We start from the raw sequence: 17,495 nt of genomic DNA on the forward strand, positions 1-17,495 counted from the left end.
CAGCCCCTGGGGGTGGCATGCCTTGCCCGGCCCGGGTGTGAGGCCCCTCATTGAGGAGGCGTACCGCGACGCGGGGCCGGGGAGAGTCGTCGCCGCGGTGGCTCCGACGTCCTACGGGAAGACCGTTGCGAGCCCGGAGCTGTGGCGGAGGGCCCGGGAGGATGGCCTGGCTGCCGGGCTGATCCACGTGGCCCCGCTGAGGAGCCTCGTGGGGAGGGTCTACCAGGACCTGTTCAAGCCACTCGGCGGGAGGCTGCAGATGCACGGGGCGCCGGCGGGCGAGAGGTCCCCCTACTTCCTCTCCAGCCTCGTCGTCTCGACGCTCGACAGCTTCCTGTGGAACCTCTACAGGATCCCAGTGGCGGAGGCGTTGAAGGTTGAGAGGGGCTACTCGATGGGCCACTACTACCCGGCGCTCCTCTCGATCTACACCTCGCTAGTCGTGCTCGACGAGGGCCACCTCTACCTCTGGGAGGAGCCCAGCCCCGGCGAGACCGCCTCCTCGATCAGCGCGGCGGCAGCCGCCGCTGCTGTGGCGGGCCTCGCCTGGGCCGGGGTGCCCACACTCGTCGAGACCGCCACGGCAAGCCCCGCCATGCTCTCCGAGCTGAGGAGGGCCGTGGGGAGCGCCCGCGGCCGGTTAAGCGTGAAGGCCCTCAAGGCTCCGCGCGCGGCGGGGGGCTGCCCATACCTCGAGGAGGCGACGAGGGCCGCCGGCTCGACGGGCGTCGGGGTGGTGGAGGACCCGGACTGGGAGGCCGGCCACCTCACCCCCTGGCTCACCCTCCTCGCTGGGTCGTGGGACGAGGTGCTGAGTGAAATCGTGGACGACGCCTCCCGGGGCCCGGTGCTCGTCGTGGCCAACACGGTGGAGGAGGCCGTCGAGCTCCACGACAGGCTGGAGGGCCGGGTTGGCCGGGCGGTGCTCGTGCACGGGAGGCTGAGCGAGGAGGACCGCTCGAGGGCGGAGGAGGGGATTAGGGAGGTCGAGGAGCGGGGCGGCGTGGTGGTCGCCACGCAGGTCGCCGAGGCGGGGGTGGACGTTAACGCGCTAGCCGTCTACACCGCCGCCGCGCCGCTGGAGAGCCTCGCCCAGAGGGCTGGGAGGGCGTGCAGGAGGGGCGGGATCCTCGCTGAGTGCATGCAGTCGGGGGGCAAGCTCGTAGTAGTCACTGACGCCAAGAGGGGCCCCTACGACCCCGAAGCCGTCGAGGAGGGGGTGAGGCTGGTCGCCGAGGCGGCGGAGAGCGACCGCGGGGCGCTGGACTGGAGGGCCACGTGCAACCACGGCTCCAGGGTCAGCTACGCCTCCCTCCTAGCCCGGGCGGGCGCTGCCGGGAGGGGATCCCCCGGCGCCGCCGGGCTGCTCAGCCTGTTCAAGAACCTCTTAAAGATGTACCTGCACAGCGACGCGAGGCCGTGGGTGCTCCTCGACCTGCTGGATAAAGCCGGCCTCTGCAGCCTCGCCAGGGACTCCGCCCTGGTCGAGGTCGACGTCGGAGGCTCGAGCGTCCCGGTCTCCCTCCACTGGGCGCTGAGGCACGCCGAGGAAGCCCTCGAGATGGGCGGCGCGGGCCCCGTCGTAGTAGTCGAGTGGCGCTACGGAGGGCAGGGGGGCGTGGTTGAAGCCGAGGCCTGGCGCCTCTGGAGGGCCTGGAGGGGATCCCGGGAGCGGGGCGGGTGCAGGAGCCTCATCAACGCCCTGATGCAGGACGCCGTGGAGGCCCTGAAGGGGGTTAGGGCGAGGGCGCCGGCCTTCACCGTCAGGCTGAAGGCGAAGAGGGGCGCCTACAGGAGGGGACGCGGGCTCCTCGCCTAGCAGGGGGTGAGTAGAGGTGGGTGCCTGCAACGAGCTGGCATTCCACTCCCCGAGGGTGGAGCTCAGGCTACACAACGCCTCGGTCGGGGCGGCGGTTTACATACTCTTCAGGGACAGGCTCGGAGCGCTCGGGGAGCGGAGCCTGGCGGCCCCCCTCAACCGCGCCGCCGGGATCCCCGGGGCGCTGCTCGCTTCCGCCGTGCTCGCCGGTGCACTCCACGACGTCGGCAAGGCCTCCCCCCTCTACCGGGGCAAGCAGAGCTACTACGGCCACGAGCTCGCGGGCGCTGTGCTCCTCCAGCGCGCCGCCGAATGGCTCGAGTCGAAGGGGATGCGGGGGGAGGCGGTGCTCCTCGAGCTAGCAGCCTGGGCGGTGGCCAGGCACCACTCTGCGATGAAGGACAGGCACCCGGTTGACGCGGCCAATCTCCCCGGGCCTACCGGGAGGGCTGCGGGCGCCCTGGCGGAGCTGCTGGAGAGCCCCGAGTGCGCCCTCAAGGCGTTGCCCCCGCTACCCGGGTGGGTCAGGGATGCAGTGGCTGGGGCTCTGTATGACCTCTCCGATAGAGCCGCTGCCCAGGGTAAAGGCTGGGTGATGCATTTACTCAAGGAGAAACTATGGATGCTGGCAGGCCGCCAGAACATTACCAGGGAGACCCCGAGCACCCCCGAGGGGATCCCGGCGGGGAGGTGGATGGTGTACGCCTCGATAGCAACGGGCGCGGTGGTAGTCGCGGACACGCTCGTGGCTTCCGCGGAGAGGAGGGCGGGTGAGGAGGCGGGGGCCACGGACGAGGCGGCCGGGCCGGCCTACGTGGAGCTGTGGAGGGCTGAGCTAGACCCTGGGGCAGTGCGGAGGGTTGAGGACCTCGCCAAGCGGGGGGCCGCAGGCGGCCCGGAGCCTCTCAAGGCCCTCGAGCAGGCCCTCGCCAGCCTAGGCATGCCGCCGTGAAGGGGTGCTGGGGGGTTGGCTAGGCCTTTCTTCCACACGCTCCTCGAGGGCGTCGGCGGCTTCGTTGTGAGCGTGAGTGTGAGGTTCACGGCTCTGAGGGACGTGGTGCTCCCGCCCTTCACTGGGAGGGTTTTGAAGACGCTCCTCCACGCGAGCCCGTGCATGGAGGCGTTGAGGGGTCTCTACGCGTCGAGGCCCACGCAGAGGCCGGTGAGGCTCACGGCGCTCAGGCTCGGGTGGAGGAGGCTCTACCAGACCGTGGACTCGGCTGGGCGGGGGCCGCTGAGGGTGAGGGCCGGGTCTACGCTGCGCGGCGTGGTCTCTGCGATCGTGAGGGGGGACCCGTTCGCGGTGGTCGGGGACGCGGGGGGGTGCAGCGGCAGGCTCCCCGCGCCGCTCGACGGGCTCTCCTTCGAGGTGGAGGAGGTTAAACTCGAGACCGTGGAGGGGCTCACGGCTGGGGTGAGGGCGGGGGAGGAGTTCAAGCTCGTCATCCACACCCCGCTCCTCCTCGACACCAAGCTCATGACTCCCCCCGTGCTGGTGGACAGCAGCCTGGTGAAGGTGGGGCAGGCCTACAGGCTCCTCCCCACCCCGTCCTACATCGCAGCGGCCGCGGTGAGGCTCTGGCTCGCCCTCGCCCGGGGGGAGAGGGACCTGAAGGCGGAGTCGTGGATACCCTACGCCGTGGGGAGGCTCTCAGACGTCCTCGTCGCCGAGGTGGACTACAAGCTCAAGCCCGTCACCGCCATCTACGGCAGGGCCGGCGACGGGGGGCTCAGGAAGGCCAGGGGCCCCGTCGGCTACGTCATACTCAAACCCCTCAGCGACAGGCTGGCGCCCATACTCGACAAGACCCTAGCGCTAGCCCAGAGGCTAGGCCTCGGGAAGAGCAGGGCCATAGGCTTCGGCGAGGTCGAGGTGCAGAAGCCACGCTAGCCCCGGCCGCACGCGCGGCGGCACACCCCAGCCCCAGGAGGATCCCGGCCAGCCCTCACAGGGCCTCAACCCCTCCGGGGCGCGAGGCGGTGCCGCCGGCTGGGCTCGCGGGGGCGCTAGTGCCCCGGCTCCCGCGAGGGGTAGGGGTAGTGGTAGGGCTCTGCGAACCCCCTCTCGAGGTCTAGCAGGAGGACGGCGGCCCTCCCGCCGTGGTACAGGCTTGAGAAGACCGTCACCACGGAGGCCTCGAGGCGCCTGAGCTCCCTGACCCCCTCGATGGTGTCCTGGAAGCCGTCCGGCGTCCAGAGGTGCACCCCGTCAACGACCTCGTGCCCCCTGACTATCAGCCTGAGCCCGTTGGCCTGGAGGAAGGAGCGCCAGGCCCTCCTGCCGTAATAGTACACCCCGGGGCCCCTCGGGTTTGGGTGGAACCAGAGGAGCCTGCCGTGGGGGTCGTTCCAGCGGAGCTGGAAGGCGGCGGGGCCCTGGGGGTCCCTCGAGGCCTCAGCCTCGATCTCCTCGACCTTGTAGGGCGGCTCGGGGTTGCCGGTGCAGAGCCTGCAGGGGATCCCCCCGTGGACCAGGAACACCGGGCCCGCCACGGCTGCGAGGGGGAGGCTCTCGTAGAACTCCTTCACCACACCCTCCGCCTCGGGGCCCAGCTTGCCGAGGAGCTCCCACTTGAACCCGTAGAGCACGTTCATCCCCAGGTCCTCGTGGTTACCCCTGAGCACCAGCACCGGGGGCTCCCCCGAAGCCACCGCCCCCGCCGCCTCCTCCAGGTTCTCCACCCCACGAGGCCCCCTATCCACCAGGTCGCCCAGGAAGATCACCCAGTCAACGCCGAGGCCCCGGGCGAGGCTGAGGGCCCACCGGGTCACCTCGACGTAGCCGTGCGTGTCCCCCACCACGAGGACCCTGCCAGCGTCAATGCGGGCAACCGGCCAGTGCCTGCGGAGCACGCCAGCCGCAGCCTCAAGCGTCTCCCTGAACCCCTGGAGGTCAGCCACCCGGAAACCGCACCCCCCGCGACCCCCGGGCGTTGGAGCGGTGGAGGGTTTAACCGTGAACGGCGCCCCCGGCGGGGCTGACTAGCGCCCTGCGCTTCAGGCGCCGCCGGGCCCGCGGCTAGCCGGCCCGCCCGCCCGTGGGGCCTGTGGAGCCCTCGCCGCCCCCGCCGCGGGGGCTGGCTTTGGCCCGGCGCCCGGCGAGCCCGTGCCTCTTGAGCACCCTGTGCACCGTGCCCAGGCCGACCCCGACCCTCTCGGCTATCGCCGTCATGCTCAGGCCCTGGAGGCGGAGCTTGACTATCTCCTCCTCCACCTCCCTCGTCACCCTCCTCCTGCCCCTGTACCTCCTCCTCCTAGCCTCCTCGCCGAGGAGGGCGTAGATGCACTCGGGGCTCTTGAGGTTGAACGCCGCCATGATCTCCCTCACCGGCGCCCCGGACTTGTACATCTCCCTCAGCCTCCTGGCGCCCTCCTCTCCCCCAACGCGCTCCCTGCAGTACCTCACCTTCCACTCGGGGTAGGGCAACGCGCCAGGCACCCCTCCAGTCTTCAGGGATCCCTCCCTCGGGGATTAAATAGAGGTGGAACAACCCCGCCCCGGAGGGGCGGCCGCCCCCGGGGGGTTAAGGCCCGAGCCGGCCCCTCAGGGGGCGGCCTGGGGGCGCGTGGGTTTGGCTGGCGCTGGCTTCACCCGGCGGCTGCTGGAGAGGATCGGGGAGCTGAAGAGGCGTAGGAGGGCGGTGATCCTGGCCCACAACTACCAGCTGCCGGAGGTCCAGGACGCCGCGGACTTCGTCGGGGACAGCCTCGAGCTAGCGCGCAAGGCTATGGAGGTCGACGCGGACGTCATAGTGCTCGCGGGCGTCCGCTTCATGGCCGAGGTCGCGGCGGTGCTGAACCCGGACAAGGTCGTGCTCGCCCCCAACCCCGAGGCCGGCTGCCCCCTAGCCGACTACCTCACCATAGACGCCATCAGGAGGGCGAGGGAGGAGCACCCCGGCGTCCCGCTCGTGGTGTACGTGAACTCCAACATCGAGGCGAAGTACTACGCTGACTACATCGTGACGAGCGCCTCCGCCCCCACGCTCGTCGCGAGGCTGGAGGACGAGGTCGTCCTCTTCGGCCCCGACAGGAACCTAGCCTCCTTCGTCGCGGAGAGGACGGGGAAGACCGTGATCCCGGTCCCGCCGTGGGGCAGGTGCCCCGTCCACGAGCACCTGGTCGGCGAGTACTACGTGCTCAAGGCTAGGGAGGAGCACCCGCGGGCGAAGCTCCTCATCCACCCCGAGGCGCCCCCCGAGGCGAGGAGACACGCGGACTACGTGGGGAGCACGAGCCAGATGCTCAGGGCTATCGGGGAGCTGGGCGGGGACGAGTTCATCCTCGCCACGGAGGAGGGCCTGGCCTACAGGGCTAGGAGGCTCTACCCGGGGAAGAGGGTCTACCCCGTCACGCCGAGGGCGGTCTGCATAGACATGAAGAAGGTCACACTCCTCCACATCGCCAGGGCGCTCGAGTCCCTAAAGCCCGCGGTGAGGCTCGACCCCCGCGTCGCCGGGAGGGTTAGGGAGACCATCGAGGCCTCGCTCGCGATGGTGTAGAGCCTTGCACCCCGCCCTGCTCGCCTCGAAGCTGCTCGAGTGGCTCGAGGAGGACGCCCCCCACGGGGACTTGACGAGCGAGGCCGTGGTGCCCCGGGGCGTCGCGGTCAGGGCTGTGGTGAAGGCTAAGGAGCCCGGGGTGGCGGCTTGCACCGAGGACGTAGCCGAGGCCCTCAGGCTCCTCGGCTTGGAGGCGAGGCCCCTGAAGCAGAGCGGGGAGGAATTCAAGCCGAGGGAGGCGGTGCTCGAGCTCGAGGGGGACGCCAGGACGGTGCTCCTCCTGGAGAGGACGCTCGTCGACCTCCTCAGCATACTCTCGGGAGTAGCGACCGCCACGAGGAGGCTCGTAGAGGAGGTGAGGAGGGTGAACCCGAGGGTGAAGGTCGCAGCGACGAGGAAGGCGCCCCCCGGCCTCAGGGGGCTGGTGAAGAAGGCCGTCGAGGCGGGTGGGGGTGACACGCACCGGTTCAGCCTCAGCGACGCGGTGATAGTGAAGGACAACCACGCAGCCATAGCCGGGGGCGTGGCGGAGGCGGTGAGGAGGGCGAGGGAGAGAGTGAGCTTCATCAAGCTCGTGGAGGCGGAGGCGAGGAGCGTGGAGGAGGCCGTCGAGGCAGCCGAGGCCGGGGCGGACGTGGTAATGCTCGACAACATGACCCCCGGCGAGGTGGCGGAGGCGCTGAGGGAGCTCGAGAGGAGGGGCCTCAGGGAGAGGGTCACGGTGGAGGTGAGCGGCGGAGTGACCCCGGAGAATATCGCGGAGTACGCCGCCCTAGGCCCGGACGTGATAAGCACGAGCAGCATAACCCTCAAGGCTAGGCCGGTGGACCTGTCGCTGGAGGTGGTGGAGGTCAGGGGAGCCCCTCAAGGATCCCGGCGGCCCTCTCAGCCTCCCGGAGGGCCCTCTCGTAGAGCCCCTCAGTTATGAGCCCCCTACTCCTCGCCTCCTCCAGCTCCTCCGCGTCGACAATCCTCGGGGGCTCGCCCGGCCTCTTCACCACGTCCACGTAGAGGTCCAGGTACCTGAAGCCCCTGGAGGAGACCTCGGGCGGCGTGTTGACGTTAGCGTAGAAACCCAGCGGCCTCCCGTCGCTGGAGACGTACTCGTGGAGCACTATCCAGGAGTCGGTGGAGAGCCTCGTCACCGCCCTGTCCCCAGGCTTCTTCTCCACCCCCAGCCCGTCCAGCACGCCGGGGGCGGTGAAGACCCTCTCAAGCACCACCTCAACCCTCCCACCGGAGGCCTCCACCCTTGAGACGGTGAAGGGGCCGAGGCGGGTGACGGAGCGGTCGGGGCGCCTGTGGTCCACCATCACCCTCCTCCCCTGGAGGCGCCTGGCGAGGCTCGCCTCCAGCACCCTCCCAGCCCTCGGCGTGCACGCCCCGCCGGCCAGGGCCTCCTCGAGGACGTCGACCATCATGCTCTCCTCCCTCCCCCCGGCCTTGAGGGAGTGGTGGCCCTCAACCGTTGGGCTCACGCTCGCCCTGAGCCTGTCGAGCTCCTCCTTCGCCGGGCGCGGGAGGTAGATGATGCTCACGTACTCCCCCCGCGTGACGATTGCCTCGCCGCCGCCGGGGCCCTCCCTGTGGAGCTGCACCGCCCTCCTCGCCAGCTCCAGGGCCTCCACGGCGACCGCCTCGGGGTCGGCGAGCCTCGCCGCGCTCCTGAAGTGCACGTGCACCTCGTTCACGTCGACCCTGCCGAGTATAGCGGCGAGGAGGGGGGCCCTCTCCTCCTCCCGCCTCAGGTGCTCGCTGAAGCTCACCCCCCTCCCCGGCGCTGAGACCACGACGTGAGGGCCCACGAGCCTCACGTCGCCCCTGACCACCACCTCCCCGCCGGGCTCGACCGCCTCCCTAACCACGGTCCCCCTGACCACCACGCCCTCCGGGGGACACTCCCTCGCGTCGAGCCTACCCTCCACGCCCCCGGGGAGCCTGAGCCTGCAGCCGCCAAGGCTCACGGCGTCGACGACCGTGTAGAGGCCCAGCCTCCCCCTCACCACGGAGGCGTAGCCGACTGCCTCGAGGATGGCCCTCTCAGCCTCGACACCCGCCTCCCAGGGGTAGCCGAGGACCAGGACCTCGTCCGGGCTGTCGTCGAGGCTCTTAACGGTGACCTCCGGCGCCCTCCCCGAGCCCTCGATGCCAAGCCTCGACTTGAGAACATCGCTCACATCCGCCAGCTCAAACCCCCTCTCCCTGAAGAGGACGGCGAGGGCGGTGGCGTAGACCCCCCTAACCCTGACCCCGTACCCCGGCACCCATCCACACCCTAAGGCCCCCAGTCGGCTCAGGCAGGCCCCCAACTTAATGGCTCTGGCTCCGAGGGATCCCAGCCCGGGCCCCCGCCCGCAGCTCAGCCGTGTCCCTAGCCGCCCTGAGGCAGGCGGGGATCGCCTTGCGGGGCACCTGCTCGGGGCAGTAGGGTATCGTGAACTCCGCCCTCCCCTCCAGGTAGTCCTCTAGGGGCGCCGGGGATCCCCTGGCCCTGTTCTCCATGTACACGCACCTGGGGCCGGCGTACTTGAAGATCGCCGGGTGCACCCTGGCGAGCTCCCGCCAGAGGAGCCAGGCGACCCTCCTGATCTCCCATTGCGCCCTCACACACATCCTGAGGGGGAGGAAGCTCTCCAGGAGCTCCCTAGCGTTCATCGTGGCTACTATCCTCGTCCTCACCGCCGAGGGGATGAGGTACCTGGCGTCCTCCCTCCTCGCCCCCCTGGCGAGGAGCGAGTAGTACTCCGAGGCGGAGCGGAGGAGGCTGGCGGCGTAGGCCTCCAGGCTGGGGATCCCTGGGGGGAAGACGAAGGCGAGCCTAGCCGCCTCGACCGCCCACTCCTCTCCTCTCCCGGCGGCCTCAGCCGCCCCCGCGAGCGCCCTGGAGTAGCACTCGTAGGCGACGCGGGCCTCGGGGCCCCTGCCGGGCCTCTCGGGGCAGGCGAGGCCTAGTTGCTGCGACGCCTTCAACGCGGCGTCGCGGAGGTAGCCCTCGCTGTACCTCATGCTCTGCTGGCTGTAGCTAGCCAGCCTGTGCCTGACGAGCTGGTGGCTGCACACACGACTGCAACCTTCAACTAGGAATGTATACGAGGAATGCTCCAGCGGGGAGCCGTGCCCCCGCCTTATGAGCTCCCTGATCCACTCCTCCACCTCGCCTTTACCCATGGAGAAGAGGGCCTCAACCGGCTTCCTTGAGAGGGTGAGCCTCGCCGCTCCGGCGACCAGCTCCTCCCCGCCTCGAGTGTACTCAATCAGGGAGACCCTGATCCTGTCCAATGCAGCACACACCACGCCCGACCGGGCCCGCTACTGGCGAGGCTAGCCTGGGGCGGGCACGATAAGCAAGGTGGTATGGTAATACTAGGAGAACCTTGCACCCGCCGCCGTTGAAGCGCTATTAGAGCCGAGGGCTAGGCGTTGACCGGGGCTGTGAGGAGGAGCCATCCAGGGCTCAAGCCCCCACCGGGGCTGGCGGGGGCGATGGGGTCCACGCCCTTCACCGAGCCCTTCACGCCTCGCCCTCGTGGGCCTTCCTGACCAGGTGGGAGACCATTGGGAGCACGGCTGAGGGTACCGTGACGAACGTGAAGTAGGTGATGGCGAGCGGCTTGAGGTCTAGTGTCACGGTGAACACTGCACCCCCCGCCTCGGCCCGGGCGTGGAGGGTGCCGCCCCAGAGGATTGCGAGGGTGTAGGCGAAGCCGAGGAGGGCGGAGAGCGCCCTGAGGAGGGGGGCGGCGATGGTGTCCTCCAGCGCCGAGGCTGCGGTCGCGAGGCCTAGGAAGATGAAGCCGGCCGCCAGTATCTCCCTGCCGGATAGCGGCGCCGCGGCGGGCGCCCGGCCCGCCTGGAGGGGGGTTAGGGGCGTGGCTGCGGCGGAGTAGAGGAGCCCAGCCAGAGCGGGGGCGACGTGGACTACGAGGACGTAGTAGGCTAGCCCCCTCGCCACGCCGGAGGCGGTGGAGCGGAGGATCCTCGCGACCAGCCTCCCGCCGGCCGGCAACCCTTCACCCCCCTATCGGGGCGAGTATCGAGGCGTTGAACCCGTAGAGGCCTGCGATCGAGCCGGCTATGGTGAGCCTCAGCTCCCCCGCGCCGGCTAGGCTGGACTCGTCGAGGGAGAGCACCACCCTGTCCCCCGCCTCGAGGAGGGGCGCCTCGGCTGATGCCGAGGCAACCGCCTCACCGCCCGGCGCGAGGGCCTCGAGCTCCGCCTTGAAGTCCTTGAGTGGAACGGTTATGTTGTAGTAGATGACAACCACCAGCCTGCCCCCCTCCTCCCCGACCGAGGCCGAGAGGCCGCCCTGGTAGTACTGGATTAGGAAGGCCGCGAGCGGCGCCGAGGCGATGGCTAGGGCTGCGGCGCCCACGAGCGCCGCCACAGCCCCGGTCCAGGGCAGGCCCCTCAAGCCCCATCCTCCTCCCGGCTCTTGAGGAGGTCGACGCCGCGGGCCAGGACCACCGAGCCGGCGGCGAGCGCCAGGCCGAGGAACGCGACCCTCACGAGGAGGTCGAGGAGGACCTCGGCTCCCCCGGAGAGCACGGCCTCGAGGCCCTGGGCGCCGGCGGGGAGGCTGACCGTGTACTCCCTGTAGGCGTCTATGCTGTACTTGAACACCGTGAGGACCAGGGCTAGGCCGGTGAATACCATGAGGTAGCCGACGGCCACGGCGGACCTGCCGGGCGCCATCACCAAGCGCCTCCACGGGGCGGCGCTTGGGGGCCTGGCCTAGTTAAACCCGCCGCCCGGGCCCGCGCGTGGGACGGTGCCAGTGGGTGGCGGTAACGCTCAACAGGCGGAGGGCGGAGGCGGTCGGCGACGCACTCAGGCTCGTCGGAGCCGCCCCGGTGCTCCGGCTGGAGGAGCTTGACCCCCAGTACGCGGCCGTGAGGGCGGTGGCTGAGGCGCTCGGGGAGGGGCCGGCGCTCGTCGCTGCGTTCCTCACCGCCCTCTCAACCTACAGGCTCGCGATGAGGGGGGAGGAGTACTGGGCTTGCTTCGCCCGCCACCTCGCCGGCGCAGGGCGGGTGGAGAGCGTGGGCGGCGCGGTGGAGGCTGTCAAGGGCTTCCTCCGCTCCTGCCCCGGGGCCCGGGTGCAGCTGGAGGCCAAGGTTAGGAGGGTGGAGAGGGCGGCCGCGGCTGCGGGGGGGATCCTCTCAGCCCTCCTCAGGGACCCCGGGAGGCTCGCAGCCGTCTACGGGGACCTGGTCGGGGCGGTCGCCAGGGCGCTGGGGCAGAAGCCGACGGCGAAGACTATAGTCTTCGCGGTTAAGATGGCGTACTACGCCACGCGCCCCCCGGGGGCGAGGGATCCCTCGCCTATAAGGATCCCAATGCCCGTCGACGTGAGGGTGGCCTGCCTAACATACTCCTCGGCCATGGTAGACGCCGGCAGCTACAGGGAGATCGTCTCGAGGCCCGAGCCGGCCCAGGAGGCGTGGTCGATAGCCGCCCACGTCTCCGGGATCCCGGAGATACACCTCGACACCCTGGCCTGGCTGGCCGGGGCGGCAGCTAGGGACGCCCCGGACCCTGCGGGGGAGATCGAGGCGCTCCTCACCCGCGCCGGCGCCCCCAGGGAGGCGGCGAGGCTCGCGGCCGAGCTGACGGTGAGGAGTTGCCGGCCCCGGAGGGCTACCCGGCGCTGGTGAGCCTCGCCCTCGAGAGCAGGATGAAGGGGGTCCTCGTCGGGTGCTCGACCTCCCACCACTGGATGCTCCACTGCCTCCTCCCGGCGGCCTCTACCGAGCGGAGGATCCTGGGCATGGAGTCCGCTATCCTCACCCTGGCGGTGCAGGCTACCGGCTCCCCCCTCCTCACTATGAACGCGGCGTCCCTGGAGACTGTTGAGAACGTGCCCTCGGCGTGGTTGTGGAAGCGCGTGTACCAGTTGTTGGTAAGGTAGACCCCGTCCCCGAGGGCCTCGAGGAGCTCGTCCTCCCCGAGGTCGCCGGGGGCCACCTCCAGGTTGAAGGGCTTGGGGATTATCCAGCCAGCGTTCCCCGTCGACTCCGCCCCCATGAGCCTCGCGGTCTTAGTGTTGTGGAGGAAGCCCCTCAGCACCCCCTTTTCTATGACGGCCTTATCCCTCGTCGCGACCCCCTCGTCGTCGAAGCCCCTGAACGCGGGGAGCCCCGTGTCCCTGGGCCTGTCGAGGAGGGTGAAGGCCTCGGAGGCCACCTCGTCCCCCGGCTTCGCGGCCTGGAGGAAGCTGAAGCCGAGGAGCACCGCCCCCGCGCTCGCGGCCTCGGCGACCTCCCCGGCGAGGTTGCCGGCGACCATGGGGGAGAGGAGGACCCTGTACTCCCCCGGCTCGAGCCTCTCCCTCGGCAGCCTCGAGCACTCCACCGCCAGCTCCCTGGCCCTCTCCAGCGCCTCCCTGGCAGCGTCAATGTCGTAGCGGGTCGAGGTCCAGCTCCACTGCCCGCTCGCCTCCCGGCCCTCGATGAACCTGGCGTAGCCGTCGAAGCCGGTGTACTCGTAGCCGAGGTCGGCGCCCGCGCTGGTGGCGAGCCTCACCCTGGCGTAGTCCACCCTCGCCATCCCCGCGGCCCTCCCCCGGGCCTCGCGGAGGCCGAGGTCCTCGATGATGAAGGAGGCGTCGCCCGTTACCGCGGCCTCCCTGAGCTTGGGGTCGACGCTCGACAGGGGCTCGCCGCTCGGCCCGGGGAGGGGCGCGTAGAGCGGGCTCCTCTCGCTCCTCCTCAACGCCTCCACGGCCTCCCTAGCCGCCCTGGCGGGATCCCCGGAGTCTAGCCAGAACACGCCAACCCTCCCGTCGACGGCGGCGTAGACGCCTAGCTCCAGGTGCCTCCACGACTGGACTACGCTCACCCCCCTCTGGTAGAACTTCACCATCAACTCGTAGCCGTCGACCGCGAGGAGGGCGTACTCGTCAACCGCCCCCTCGAGGGCCCTCGCCGCGGAGTCGAGCAGGCTCTCAATCGTCACGCGAGCCTCACCCCCCTGAGCCTGATGTGCGGGCCGCCCATCCAGACGGGGACGCCCTGGGCGGGCTCCCCCTTCCCGCAGGTGCCGGCGTAGAACTCGAGGTCCCTCCCAGCCGCGTCTATGCTCGAGAATATCTCGGCCGTCGTGGCCTCAAGCACCACGTCCCTCACCGGCTCCGCGAGCCTCCCGCCCCTGATCCTGTAGGCCTCGAGGCCCACGTAGCGCTGGCCCCACCTGACGTCGTCTATGTTCCACTCCATGTACTTCCTGATGTAGACCCCGTCCTTCACGTCCTCCACGAGCTCCTCGAACGAGTAGTCGCCGGGGGCTATGTAGGTGTTCGCCATCCTCACGATCGGCTCGCTCTTGTAGTCCGCCGCCCTGGCGGCGGCGTTGCTCTCCACCCCGTAAACCGCGGCGGTCTCCCTGTTGTGGAGCAGCTCCGCCAGCCTCCCCCTGTCGTAGAGCCTCCTAGGCCTAGCCGGCACCCCCTCGTCGTCGTAGAGGTAGAAGCCGAAGCTCCCCGGGATGGTGGGGTCGTCGATCACGGTGGCGTACTCGCTCCCAATCACGCCCTCCCTCATCCAGCTCCTGAAGCTCAGCCCGGCCTGGGCGGCCTCCCTCCCGAGGACCCTGTCGGCCTCGCTCGGGTGCCCGGCGGCCTCGTGGGCTATGATCCCGGCGAGCTCGGGGGAGAGGACGACGTCCATCACGCCCCGCGGGGGCGGCGAAGCCTTCAGGAGGTTGACCGCCAGGCTCTCCACGTCGCCCCTCATCGCCTCCTCGAGCCCGGCGTCATCCAGCACCTCGAAGCCGCCCGTGCCGCCGATCTGGAACCACCTGTTCGCCCTCCTACCCCCGCCCTTCGCGGTTATGTTGTAGAAGACCTCCACCCTCGGCGTGCGGGACTCGACGAGGGCCCCGTCGCTCGTTACGAGCACCTTCCTCTCGACGCTCTCCGAGTAGTGGATCACGACGCTCTGCAGCTCGAGCCCCCCGGGCGCCTCGAGGGACTTGTAGGCCTCGACGAGCCTCGATATCTTATCCTCGATGCTGAGGGAGTCGAGGGGGATCCTCTCGGCGACCTCGACCCTCGCCCTCCCCAGCCTAGCCGGCGCCATCGCAGTCCCGTCGGGGGACGCCGAGGCTGCCCTGGCGGAGGCGACCGCCCTGCTAGCTGCTTCCACCGCCCCCTCCCACCCGGCGGAGAGGGGGGAGGAGGCGAAGCCCAGGCCGCCGCCCACGAGCGCCCTCAGCGCGACGCCCTCAACCGACTCCCTGCCGACGCTCACAACCCTCCCATCCATCAGCACGACGCTGAAGCCCTCGATGGAGTGGAGCCTAGCCTCAGCGTAGCCCGCCCCGGCGGACGCCATCCTCTCGACAAGCCTCGACAGCTCGTCAGGGCCCAAGCTCAAGGAGCGCAGCCACCCACCGAAGCCATAAGCGGCCCCGGCCCCGGGTTAAAATTAAGCCCCTCAAGCAGGCCAGGGATCCCCTACCCGGTGGGGATGAGCGCACGACGGTCAACAGACCCCAGCGGCTGCCGGGGGATGGAGAGCATTCCCCTTCAGCGACCCGCCCGGGCTCGCGGCGGCGTTCAAGCCGCGGTGGAGCCGTGTTGAATGCGTTGAGGGAGGTCCTGCGGGACGCCGGGTTGGAGTTAGTCTGGTTCGACAGCATGGGGGCTAAGTCGTCCTGCATAGCAGTGGATGCCGGTGGGGGCGAGTGCGTCCTCATAGATCCCGGAGCGGCGGCCATGCAGCCTAGCTACCCGCTGCCCCCGCGCGAGAAGGCCGCCCTGAGGAGGAGGGCGGTCCAGAGGATAAGATCAGCCGCCAGGAGGTGCTCCACGGTTATCATCACCCACTACCACTACGACCACCACATCCTCCCGAGCGACGGGGACCTGGGGGGCGAGAACATATACGCGGGCAAGAAGCTCTACGTCAAGGACCCGAACAAGTACATCAACATGAGCCAGTGGAGGAGGGCCAGGCTCTTCCTGGAGGAGATACTCGCCGCCCACAACCTCCGGCTCGCCGACTTCCAGGCGGAGCCCCGGCAGGAGGAGTTCCCCGACCCCGTCGAGAGCCTCAGGCACGCCCACGAGAGGGACTACGGGGACTACGCGGGGAGGAGGAGGGAGCTGCTGGCCAGGGGCAGGGAGTGGTTCCGCCGGCTAACCCGCCGGTGGAGGCGGGGCCCCTGGGTACGGGACGAGATACTCCTACCCGACGGCACCGCTATACTCACCGGCGACGGGCGGAGGCTGCGAGTGGGGGGAGCCCTCGTCGAGATCTACCCGCCGTGGTTCCACGGCGTGGAGTACGACAGGGCCGGGTGGGTGACGCCCGTGTACATCGAGAGCAGGGGCTACAGGATATTCTACACGAGCGACTTGATGGGCCCCATCATCGAGGACTACGCGTACCACATACACGACCTATCCCCGGATATAGTGGTAGTGGACGGGCCGCCCACCTACCTCTACCCATACATGTTCAACAGGGTGAACCTCAACAGGGCGATAGACAACATGATCAGGATAATCGACTCGAGGCCCAGAGTAGTGATCTACGACCACCACCTACTCAGGGAGGCCAACTGGAGGAAGCGCGTCGAGAAAGTCCTGGAGCACGCCAAGGCAAGCAAGGTGGCGGTAGTCACGGCGGCCGAGGCAGTCGGCGAGGAGCCCCTGATAGACAGGATAGCCGGGCAGGCGCGGGGCCGGGAGTGAATCCCCGGGGGGCGGCCCGGCGCTAATCGCGCCATTAATACCCCGGCCAGGGGCATGTGTGGGAGGCGAAGCTGGGAGTAGGGGTGGCTTGCTTTATGCGCATGCTCCTCGTGGGCTTCGCGAGCAGGCTGCACGGCGAGTCCTACTACAAGGCCCTGTTCCGGGGGACGGTTGAAGCCCTCTCCGGGTTCAAGGGATTAGAGGTTCACCCCAGCATAGTCACCGAGCCCTCGGCGATCGACGCTGGCGGGTACGACTTGGTCCTCGCCTACCTGCTCACCGGCGGGACGAGCAAGCTCGCCTACAGGGTCCTCACGAGCGCTGCCCGGAGGCCGGTGGTCATACTGGCCCATAGCAAGCACAACAGCCTAGCCTCCGCCCTCTCGCTGAGGAGCAGGCTCGCGGAGGCCGGCGTGAAGGTTAAACTGCTCTACTTCAGGGACAGGGACGACTTGCTGGAGAAGTTCACGCTCCTCTACAAGGGCGTAGCCGCCGGGTACGGCTTGCAGCACCTGAGAATAGTTGAGGTCAACGACCAGCCCGACGTCAGCGCTGAGGGGAAGCTCTTCGCCGACAAGTTCGGGGCGGAGATCATCCACGTCGGCTACGAGGAGCTGTGGAGGGTGGCCGAGGAGGCCGGGGCCGGCGAGCTGAGGGAGCTGAGGGACGCCGTGGGCCGGTACATCGACCTCTCAGGGGTTGAAGAGGAGCACCTCGACAAGGTCCTGCGCGTATACTACGCCCTGCGGAGGCTCACGTCGACCCATAAGGCGAACGCCGTGGTGATCGACTGCTTCCCCCTAATCCTCAAGTACAAGGTCACGCCGTGCCTGGCTGTTGCAATGCTGAACGCGGAGGGCGTGCCCACCGCCTGCGAGAACGACTACTACAGCCTCATCCCGCTCCACGCGAGCCTCGCCCTAACCGGCCACCCCGGGTGGGTGGCGAACCCGAGCGGCGTGACCAGCGACGGCCGCCTGAGGTTCGCCCACTGCACGATAGCGCCCAGCCTGGGGAGGAACTGCTTCCTAATGCCGCACTTCGAGTCGGGCAGGGGGTACGCGGTGGCGTGCGAGTACAAAGCCGGCGCAGTGCTCTTCGTCAGGGTCGACAGGGACATCAACGGGTTAACGGTCTACAGGGGCACAGTCGTCCGCTCAGGCATGCTGGAGCCGGGCTACTGCAGGACCCAGCTCGTCGTGGACACCGGGGCCCTGAAGCCGGAGGAGTTCATCGAGAACGCGACGGGGAACCACCACGTCTTCATCCCCTGGAGCGAGGGGTTAACCGAGGCGCTGAAGCACATGGCCTGGTGGCTGGGCTGGAGGGTAGACTTTAGAAACTAGAGACGCTGCCTCCCCCCGCCCCAGCCGGGGGCGCCCCCGGCTCCTTGGCTGCGCCCGGCTCGCTGGAATGGAGTAGCCGCGGGGACCTCTTCAGGGGCGGGGATCCCGCGGCGCCGCTGCATAGTGGATAAAT

The 17,495-nt window shown here is 69.5% G+C and carries 17 protein-coding genes; 8 read left to right on the forward strand and 9 right to left on the reverse strand.

Annotation, left to right across the window (positions count from 1 at the left end):
* The first annotated feature begins 22 nt into the window (after window positions 1-22).
* The 3 genes from ACYQ3J_RS06840 to cas6 are packed head-to-tail and all read left to right on the forward strand — an operon-like array spanning window position 23 to window position 3,710.
* Window positions 23-1,819: a helicase-related protein gene (locus tag ACYQ3J_RS06840; RefSeq protein WP_460126111.1), complete on the forward strand. Its 1,797-nt coding sequence runs from the start codon at window positions 23-25 to the stop codon at window positions 1,817-1,819.
* Window positions 1,820-1,835: 16 nt separating this feature from the next.
* The gene (locus ACYQ3J_RS06845) at window positions 1,836-2,771 is read left to right on the forward strand and encodes an HD domain-containing protein (protein ID WP_460126114.1); all 936 of its coding nucleotides are present in this window, start codon (window positions 1,836-1,838) and stop codon (window positions 2,769-2,771) included.
* Between the two features lie 15 nt (window positions 2,772-2,786).
* Window positions 2,787-3,710 carry a CRISPR system precrRNA processing endoribonuclease RAMP protein Cas6 gene (gene cas6, locus ACYQ3J_RS06850; RefSeq protein WP_460126116.1) on the forward strand — a complete coding sequence of 308 codons (924 nt, stop codon included), beginning with the start codon at window positions 2,787-2,789 and terminating at the stop codon, window positions 3,708-3,710.
* Between the two features lie 116 nt (window positions 3,711-3,826).
* Here the strand turns inward: cas6 and ACYQ3J_RS06855 are convergent, their stop codons facing one another.
* On the reverse strand, window positions 3,827-4,720 hold the full coding sequence (locus tag ACYQ3J_RS06855; RefSeq protein ID WP_460126118.1) for a metallophosphoesterase: 894 nt from the start codon (window positions 4,718-4,720) through the stop codon (window positions 3,827-3,829).
* Between the two features lie 118 nt (window positions 4,721-4,838).
* Complete coding sequence (locus ACYQ3J_RS06860) at window positions 4,839-5,246, reverse strand: helix-turn-helix domain-containing protein (protein ID WP_460126120.1); 408 nt, start codon at window positions 5,244-5,246, stop codon at window positions 4,839-4,841.
* 145 nt (window positions 5,247-5,391) lie between these two features.
* On the opposite strand from ACYQ3J_RS06860, the gene nadA reads away from it, so the two are divergent.
* Complete coding sequence (gene nadA / locus ACYQ3J_RS06865; RefSeq protein WP_460126122.1) at window positions 5,392-6,321, forward strand: quinolinate synthase NadA; 930 nt, start codon at window positions 5,392-5,394, stop codon at window positions 6,319-6,321.
* A gap of 4 nt (window positions 6,322-6,325) precedes the next feature.
* Entirely contained in the window at window positions 6,326-7,249 is a 924-nt protein-coding gene (gene nadC, locus ACYQ3J_RS06870; protein ID WP_460126124.1) for a carboxylating nicotinate-nucleotide diphosphorylase, read from the forward strand.
* Here nadC and ACYQ3J_RS06875 read toward each other — a convergent pair.
* From ACYQ3J_RS06875 to ACYQ3J_RS06895, 5 genes are all read right to left on the reverse strand, one after another.
* Window positions 7,173-8,585 carry a ribonuclease FAU-1 family protein gene (locus ACYQ3J_RS06875; RefSeq protein ID WP_460126126.1) on the reverse strand — a complete coding sequence of 471 codons (1,413 nt, stop codon included), beginning with the start codon at window positions 8,583-8,585 and terminating at the stop codon, window positions 7,173-7,175. The two genes, nadC and ACYQ3J_RS06875, sit on opposite strands and share 77 nt — an antisense overlap.
* Before the next feature lie 46 nt (window positions 8,586-8,631).
* Window positions 8,632-9,600 carry an FAD-dependent thymidylate synthase gene (thyX, locus tag ACYQ3J_RS06880; protein ID WP_460126128.1) on the reverse strand — a complete coding sequence of 323 codons (969 nt, stop codon included), beginning with the start codon at window positions 9,598-9,600 and terminating at the stop codon, window positions 8,632-8,634.
* 232 nt (window positions 9,601-9,832) lie between these two features.
* On the reverse strand, window positions 9,833-10,327 hold the full coding sequence (locus ACYQ3J_RS06885; RefSeq protein WP_460126130.1) for a hypothetical protein: 495 nt from the start codon (window positions 10,325-10,327) through the stop codon (window positions 9,833-9,835).
* Window positions 10,328-10,331: 4 nt separating this feature from the next.
* Window positions 10,332-10,733, reverse strand: coding sequence for a hypothetical protein (locus tag ACYQ3J_RS06890; RefSeq protein WP_460126132.1), 402 nt, complete (start codon window positions 10,731-10,733; stop codon window positions 10,332-10,334).
* Entirely contained in the window at window positions 10,730-11,014 is a 285-nt protein-coding gene (locus tag ACYQ3J_RS06895; protein ID WP_460126134.1) for a hypothetical protein, read from the reverse strand. The genes ACYQ3J_RS06890 and ACYQ3J_RS06895 overlap by 4 nt, the downstream gene beginning before the upstream one ends.
* Before the next feature lie 86 nt (window positions 11,015-11,100).
* On the opposite strand from ACYQ3J_RS06895, the gene ACYQ3J_RS06900 reads away from it, so the two are divergent.
* On the forward strand, window positions 11,101-11,976 hold the full coding sequence (locus ACYQ3J_RS06900; protein WP_460126136.1) for an N-glycosylase/DNA lyase: 876 nt from the start codon (window positions 11,101-11,103) through the stop codon (window positions 11,974-11,976).
* On the opposite strand, the gene ACYQ3J_RS06905 is transcribed toward ACYQ3J_RS06900, so the two are convergent.
* Both ACYQ3J_RS06905 and ACYQ3J_RS06910 read right to left on the reverse strand, forming a co-directional pair.
* Complete coding sequence (locus ACYQ3J_RS06905; RefSeq protein ID WP_460126138.1) at window positions 11,960-13,276, reverse strand: metallopeptidase TldD-related protein; 1,317 nt, start codon at window positions 13,274-13,276, stop codon at window positions 11,960-11,962. The two genes, ACYQ3J_RS06900 and ACYQ3J_RS06905, sit on opposite strands and share 17 nt — an antisense overlap.
* On the reverse strand, window positions 13,273-14,694 hold the full coding sequence (locus tag ACYQ3J_RS06910; RefSeq protein WP_460126141.1) for a TldD/PmbA family protein: 1,422 nt from the start codon (window positions 14,692-14,694) through the stop codon (window positions 13,273-13,275). Before ACYQ3J_RS06910 ends, ACYQ3J_RS06905 begins: the two co-directional genes overlap by 4 nt.
* Window positions 14,695-14,897: 203 nt before the next feature.
* Between ACYQ3J_RS06910 and ACYQ3J_RS06915 the strand changes: the two genes are divergently transcribed.
* Window positions 14,898-16,016 carry an MBL fold metallo-hydrolase gene (locus ACYQ3J_RS06915; protein ID WP_460126143.1) on the forward strand — a complete coding sequence of 373 codons (1,119 nt, stop codon included), beginning with the start codon at window positions 14,898-14,900 and terminating at the stop codon, window positions 16,014-16,016.
* An 83-nt stretch (window positions 16,017-16,099) separates the two neighbouring features.
* Window positions 16,100-17,362 (forward strand): fucose isomerase, encoded by a 1,263-nt coding sequence (locus tag ACYQ3J_RS06920; RefSeq protein WP_460126145.1) that lies wholly within the window; start codon window positions 16,100-16,102, stop codon window positions 17,360-17,362.
* The last annotated feature ends 133 nt before the right edge of the window (window positions 17,363-17,495 follow it).

The organism is Stetteria hydrogenophila, assembly GCF_054657575.1.